The 6,545-nt window shown below is 65.8% G+C and carries 5 protein-coding genes; 3 read left to right on the top strand and 2 right to left on the bottom strand.

Features of this window, described 5'->3' with window-relative positions; translation table 11 throughout:
• A partial coding sequence (locus tag B3873_RS21995; RefSeq protein WP_286869082.1) for an MCP four helix bundle domain-containing protein occupies positions 1-1,145 on the bottom strand: 1,145 nt, incomplete at its 3' end.
• Positions 1,146-1,472: 327 nt separating this feature from the next.
• Positions 1,473-2,927 (bottom strand): MFS transporter, encoded by a 1,455-nt coding sequence (locus B3873_RS22000; protein WP_286869084.1) that lies wholly within the window; start codon positions 2,925-2,927, stop codon positions 1,473-1,475.
• A 129-nt stretch (positions 2,928-3,056) separates the two neighbouring features.
• Here B3873_RS22000 and B3873_RS22005 point away from each other — a divergent pair, with 129 nt between their 5' ends.
• The 3 genes from B3873_RS22005 (at position 3,057) to B3873_RS22015 (ending at position 6,457) form a co-directional block, all read left to right on the top strand.
• Complete coding sequence (locus tag B3873_RS22005) at positions 3,057-4,013, top strand: LysR family transcriptional regulator (protein WP_276837670.1); 957 nt, start codon at positions 3,057-3,059, stop codon at positions 4,011-4,013.
• A 22-nt stretch (positions 4,014-4,035) separates the two neighbouring features.
• Positions 4,036-4,428, top strand: coding sequence for a VOC family protein (locus B3873_RS22010; RefSeq protein ID WP_034334270.1), 393 nt, complete (start codon positions 4,036-4,038; stop codon positions 4,426-4,428).
• 145 nt (positions 4,429-4,573) lie between these two features.
• Positions 4,574-6,457 (top strand): AI-2E family transporter, encoded by a 1,884-nt coding sequence (locus B3873_RS22015; RefSeq protein WP_286869085.1) that lies wholly within the window; start codon positions 4,574-4,576, stop codon positions 6,455-6,457.
• The last annotated feature ends 88 nt before the right edge of the window (positions 6,458-6,545 follow it).

Consider the following 6,545-nt stretch of genomic DNA (forward strand, 5'->3'; position numbering starts at 1 on the left):
AGGGCGAGGATGTTGGTCTGGAAGGCGATGCCTTCAATCACGCCGATGATGTCGGCCATCTTGCCCGAGCTGGCCGAGATCTTGTCCATGGTCGAGACCACGCGATCGAAGGCTTCGCTGCCGGTGGCTGCCGTCTCGGCCGCACCACCCGACAGGCGCAGCGCCTCGGCGGCGTGGCTGGTGTTCTGGCGCACGGTGGTGGTCAGCTCTTCCATGCTGGCGGCGGTTTCTTCCAGCGAGGCGGCTTGTTCTTCGGTACGTTGCGAGAGATCGAAGTTGCCCTGCGCGATCTGGCCGCTGGCCACCGAAATGGTCTCGGCCGCCGACTTGATGCCGTGTGCGATCACGTTCAACTGGTAACGCATCTGTTCAATGGAAGCCATCAGGCTGGAACCGTCGCCATCCCGCAGGCGCACGGTGGCGGTGAGATCGCCCGAGGCGATCTCGCGCGCGATGGCCTGCGCTTCCGACGGTTCGGCCCCCAGCTGGCGCAAGATGCTGCGTGCAATCAGGGCCGAGGCGGCGACTCCCACCAGCAGCGCCAGCGCGACGGCACTCAGCATCACCGTGCGCAGCCAGGCGTAGGTGGTGCGTGCGTCGGCGGCAGCTTCCTCATTGAGCTGGTCTTCAAAATCGGCCAGCTCGGTAAGCGATTTGATCCAGGCCTGCTGCTTGGGGCGCACTTCGGTGATGAGCACCTTCACGGCGTCGACCGGCTTGTTGTCCAGGCCCAGCTGCAGCGCCTTGGCCATCAGCGGCACAGTGGCGGCTTCATCGGCCTTGATCTGCGCCAGGAGCTGCTTCTCGCGCTCGCTGGTAGCCACTTCCGTGCTGAACATCTTGTCGAGCGCAAGCAAGGCATCGGCGTAAATCTTTTCCTGGCGCGCCAGCGTCTGCGACTCCACGCGCATGCTTTCCTGATCATCCAGCAAGGCAATATTGCGAATGGCGATGGCGCGCTGACTCAATGCGTTGCGCAAGACGGTGACCAGCTTGGTTTCGGCATTATTGATGGCAGTGATGTCGGTGAGTGCATCATTGATGCGCGACATGCCTGCCATGCCCAGTACGGAAATGCCCAGCAGAAATACGAGAATCAGGCCGAAGCCCAACGCCAGCCTGGTCACGACTTTCAACTTGCCCATGGTATTGCCCCCTTTTGCGGTATCCCCCGGCCGATGGAAGGTGAGACCGAAGAGAGTTTGACGGAGCTTGCCCGGGAAGGACTGCGGGACCTGAACGCTTGATCGGGGCGAGGAGGATGAAGCGGGACGCTGTTGTGATTGTGTTTCGCCCTGGTGCAGTCAGTACGCCGGCAAGCAGAAGCAGTCTATGCTCCTGCCTGCCGGGACAAAGCGAGAATCAGCGAGGATTTACCGGCTCACTAAAAAGTTACCAATTTAGGTACATTTCAGTCAATGATGAGCTCGGCGGGGGTTGACGTTTTCTGCACCATGGCCCGCCAGGCCAGATCAGGCGGGCGATTGCGCCTTGCGCCGAAGACGGCTGGCGCTGACCGCAGTCGCCAGCGCCGTGGCCAATACCGCGATCCACAGTGCGAGACGAATCGCCTCGCCATCCTGCGCCGCGCTCATTCGCGCTTCCCCTTGCGCGACCGCACCGGCGGTATAAATCGCCAGGACCGTGCCCAGCAAGGCGGCTCCCAGGCATTGGCCGAAGGTGCGCATGATGGCCAGCACGCCGGAGGCATTGCCGCTGCGTTCGCGGGCAACGTTGGACAGCATCTCGCGATTGTTGGGACTCTGGAAGAAACCGAAGCCCATGCCGCACACCAGCGCACGCCAGCCGATGTCCCAGGCCTGGGCGTGATCGGGCAGCAGCGCCAGCAAAGCCAGGCCGACCGTAAAGAGCGCCAGGCCCAGGCTCGACAGCAGCGCGGGGGAATGGCGGTCCGCCAGTTTGCCCGCATGCGGCGCCACCAGCACGATGCCCAGCGGCCAGGGTGTGAACAGCGCCGCCGATTCAAACGCGGTGTAGCCATAGCCGTTCTGGAACAGGAAGGGCAAGGCCACGAAGGCGATGCCCTGCCCCACGAAGGACGCCAGCGAGGTCAGTGCGGCCAGCGAGAAACGCGCATTGGCAAAGATGTCCAGCGGCAACAGCGGCTCCGGCACGCGGCGCTGCCCGCGCACGAACGCGACTCCGGCCAGCAGCGCCACCAGCGCGTAGGCTGCCGCCTCCAGCATGGCATGAGTGCCCTGCCCCGGTTCGGCAAAGCGCGCACAGGTATCGGCGGCCATGATGATGGCACCCATGGCCAGCGCCGACCACAGCGCACCGGCCACGTCGAAGGGGGCCTGGGCCGGTTTGCGTGTTTCCGGAATGGCACTCCAGGACAGCAGCACGGCGACGATGCCCAGCGGGACGTTGATGAGGAAGATCCACTCCCAGCCCAGCGCGGCCAGCAAGGTGCCGCCCAGTACCGGACCGACGGCGGTGCTGGCGGCCACCAGCACCGCGTTCAGGCCAAGGATGCGGCCCAGCAGGCGATTGGGAAAGACAGTGCGATGGATGGCCGGCGCAATGCTCAGCATGGCCGCGCCGCCCAGCCCTTGCAGCACGCGCATGGCAATGAGCAGATCCACCGAGCGCGACAGGGCGCAGCCCAGCGACGCCAGCGTAAACACGGCGAGCCCGGCCGTGAACTGGGTACGAAAGCCCAGCCGTGAGGACAGGGCCGCAAACGCGGCCAGCGTCATCGCCGTGGCCAGCAGGTAGGCATTGGCCACCCACACGGAAGCCGCCGCCGAAGTCTGCAGGGCCAGGCTGATCTGCGGCAGGGCGACATTGATGATGGTGCCGTCGAACACGGCCATGGTGGTGGCCATCATGACAGCCAGCATGGCGCGGCGGCGCTGCACGCCCGGCAGGCCTTCGTCGCCGGGCAGGTCGGTAAAGAGTGACATGGGGATCGCTTGGGAAGATCGAATCAGGTCTTCACTATAGCCAGCCGCGAGACAAGGCGGAAGACGCATGGCTTGCATTGGATCATTGCACGGGACGCCATGTCAGCCCTCGCATGCTAGGATGCCGCCATGCCCGATACCGACCTCAACCTCCTGATCGCTCTGGATGCCCTCATCGCCGAAGCCAGCGTGGCCGGGGCTGCGCGCCGGCTTGGCCTGAGCGCCTCGGCCATGAGCCGCACCCTGACGCGCCTGCGCCAGGCGACCGGCGACCAGTTGCTGGTGCGGGCCGGGCGGCAGATGGTCCTGACACCCTGCGCGGAAGCGCTACAGGAGCGTGTGCGCAACGTGGTACATGAAGCGCGCTCGGTGTTGCGTCCTTCGGTACCGGAACTGGATGTGGCGCGGCTGGAGCGCGACTTCACCATCCGTGCCAACGAGGGCTTCATCGAAGCCTGTGGTGCCGCGCTCATCAGTGCCGTCACCAGCGAGGCGCCACTGGTGCGCTTGCGCTTCGCGCCCAAGGTGGAGCGCAGCCCCCTGCCCCTGCGCGAAGGCAGCGCCGACATCGAAATCGGCGTGGCCAGCGAGATGGGGCCGGAGGTGCGCCTGCAGACCCTGTTCCGTGACCGCTTCGTGGGCGCAGTCCGGGTGGGGCATCCGCTGGCGGCCCTGCGGCGCGTGAGTGCCGAGCGCTATTGCGCTTACGAACACGTGAGCGCTTCGCCGCGCGGCGACCGCGCCACTGCACTCGATGCCGCGCTGGCCGAGCGCGGTCTGATGCGCAAGGTGGTGGCGGTGGTACCGAGCTTTCCGGGAGCGCTGGCGGTCGTGCGGACCTCCGACCTGGTGACCATGGTGCCCCGCTCCTTCCTCACCACGGCCGGCGCACCGCGCAAGGATGGCAGCGCGTCCGGCATCCATCTGTTCGAATTGCCGATCGCGACCGATCCCATCATCGTCTCGCTGATGTGGCATCCGCGCGTCGAGCTGGACCCGGCACATCGCTGGCTGCGTGACAAGGTGCGCGCGGTGTGTGCCGGGCTGGCGCAACACGGTGCGGGTGCCAAAGGCCGTCCCGGCTGAACCCTTTTCCTGAAAGCATTCCATGCAACTGCAAGGCATTCATCATGTGGCCGTCATCTGTTCCGACTATGCCGTCTCCAAGGCCTTCTATGTGGACCTGCTGGGTCTGCGCGTGATCGCCGAACATTACCGCCAGGCGCGCGATTCCTGGAAGCTGGACCTGGGCCTGCCCGATGGCACCCAGGTCGAGCTGTTCTCCTTCCCTGCACCACCGGCCCGTCCTTCGCGCCCCGAGGCCTGCGGCCTGCGCCATCTCTCCTTTGCCGTGGCCGACGTGGCTGCCAGCAAGGCTGAGCTGGAGGCCAGTGGCGTAGTGGTGGAAGACATCCGCGTGGATGAATACACGGGCCGGCGCTTCACCTTCTTCGCCGATCCGGATGGGCTGCCACTGGAACTGTATGAAGTGATCCGCTGAACTGGCCCGTCCGCAAGCCGCGCCACAGCTGAGCTTGCGCGGCATGGTGCAGAAAACGTCAAGCCGCCATGCGCGCACCGCAAGGGCAACGGCTATACTCGCGCTGCATTCCTGACCGGCCTGCCTTCCTGCCCACATCCACGCCATGCAAAACCTCAAGACTTCCGCCTTCTCGCGCCTGAGCTCCACTACCCTGCTGGGGGCTGCCGTGGTGCTGGGCATGCTCTATTTCGGCCGCGACATCCTGGCTCCGCTGGCCGTAGCCGGCATCGCCAGCCTGATCATCCTGCCGCTGGTGAGGAAACTCGATGCCCTGGGCCTGAACCGGGCGGCGGCGGCCATGGTCTCGGTGCTGCTGGTCGGTGGCTGCCTGGTGGCACTGGCGGTGGTGCTGACCTTCCAGCTGGTGAGCGTGACCAGCGACCTGCCGCAATATCGCGAAGGTATCCAGGACAAGGTGGAAAGCGTGCGCGCCATGGCCGAGCGCCCCTTCGCCCGGCTGGAAGCCGAACTGAGCGCGGTAATCCCGCAGCCGGTTCCGGAGAGCGCGCGCAGCGGCAAGAAAAACAGCCGGACCGCAGCCGCCGCCGCTGCAGCGGCGGCCACGCCCGAAGCCGATACCCGCATGTCGGTGCGCGGTGCCTTGCGGCGCCTGTTTGCGCTGGCCTGGGGGCCGATCGGCCAGGCCGGCATCGTGCTGGTGCTGCTGGTATTCATCCTGCTGGAACAGGAATCCCTGCGCGAACGCCTGATCCGCCTGGCCGGACTGACCGAGATGAGCCGCACCATGCAGGCGCTGGGCGATGCCGCCGAGGGCGTGTCACGTTTCTTCTTCTCGCAGTTCGTGGTCAACCTGGTGTTCGGACTCATCATGGGCGCGGTGCTGGCCGCCGGCGGCGTGCCGCATGCGGTGCTGTGGGGTGCGCTGGCCGGGGTGCTGCGTTTCGTTCCTTACCTGGGCGCGCTGGCGTCCGGACTGATGATTTCGGTCTTCATCGCCGCCATTGATCCGGGCTGGTGGCTGGCGCTGTCCTTCCTGGCCTTCTACGTGGGGCTGGAAGTGATCGTGGCCAACTTCATCGAGCCGCGCGTGTATGGTCACAGCTCCGGACTTTCTCCCCTGGCGGTGATCGTCTCGGCGCTGTTCTGGGGCACGCTGTGGGGCCCCATCGGCCTGCTGCTCTCTACCCCGTTGACCCTGTGCCTGGTGGTGGCCGGACGCCACGTGGCCGCACTGGAACCGATCACCATCCTGCTGGGCGAAGCGCCGGACATGACGCACGCGGAGCGCTTCTACCAGCGCGCCCTGGCCGGTGAATCGGAGGCCATCATCCGTGATGCACGCGGCCATCTTCAGAAGCAGAGCTTCGCCAAGTATTGCGACCAGATCCTGCTGCCGGGCCTGGCCCTGGCGGCATTGGACCTGCGCCATGGCCGCATCGAGGGTGCGCAGCAAGAACGACTGCTGCATTCGGTCTCGCAACTCACCGAAGTGCTCACGCAGAGCCCGGGCGCACCGCGCAGCCTGCGTCGCCGGCGCGAAGTGCCGCTGCTCAACAGCGGCGTGGGCGCGCACCTGCGTGAACTGCGTCAGGCGCGGCTGGGCCGCTGGCAGGGTTCGCTGGATGTGCCGCAGGGCTCGGTGGTGCTGTGCGGCGGCTTGCGCGGTGAGCGCGATGACCTGCTCTCCGAACTGCTGGTGCATGCGCTGCGCGTGACCGGCATCGATGCCCGCAGCATCACGCTGGACCAGCCGGAGGGAGAACAGCCGGATACCAGCAAGGCGGAACTGGTGTCCATCGTGTTCCTGGTCTATCCGGTGCGCGAGAAGCTGGAGGCGTGGATGGCGGTGGTGCATGACCTGCGCGAGAACCTGCCGCATGCGCTGCTGGTCACCATCCGCCCCTCATTCTTCAATGAAGAGGTAGAGGCCACGACCGTGAAAGAACAGGTGGACATGGTGCTGTCGTCCTTCGAAGAAGGGCTGGCGTTTGCGTCTACGCATATGCGGCCGGCCATCAAGGCGTAAGCCCGCACAGCCTCAGTACGCAAGACAAAAAAAACCGCCCGGCTCGCACCGGGCGGGTTTGCTTTTGCAGCGTCGTTTCGTCACAGTC

Source organism: Herbaspirillum sp. UBA812 (genome assembly GCF_002296545.1).
Lineage (GTDB): Bacteria > Pseudomonadota > Gammaproteobacteria > Burkholderiales > Burkholderiaceae_D > Herbaspirillum > Herbaspirillum huttiense.

Coding starts and splice junctions, on each gene's coding strand:
- B3873_RS22000 (WP_286869084.1), bottom strand. CDS start 2,927: ATGTCACTCTTTACCGACCTGCCCGGCGACGAAGGCCTGCCGGGCGTG.
- B3873_RS22005 (WP_276837670.1), top strand. CDS start 3,057: ATGCCCGATACCGACCTCAACCTCCTGATCGCTCTGGATGCCCTCATC.
- B3873_RS22010 (WP_034334270.1), top strand. CDS start 4,036: ATGCAACTGCAAGGCATTCATCATGTGGCCGTCATCTGTTCCGACTAT.
- B3873_RS22015 (WP_286869085.1), top strand. CDS start 4,574: ATGCAAAACCTCAAGACTTCCGCCTTCTCGCGCCTGAGCTCCACTACC.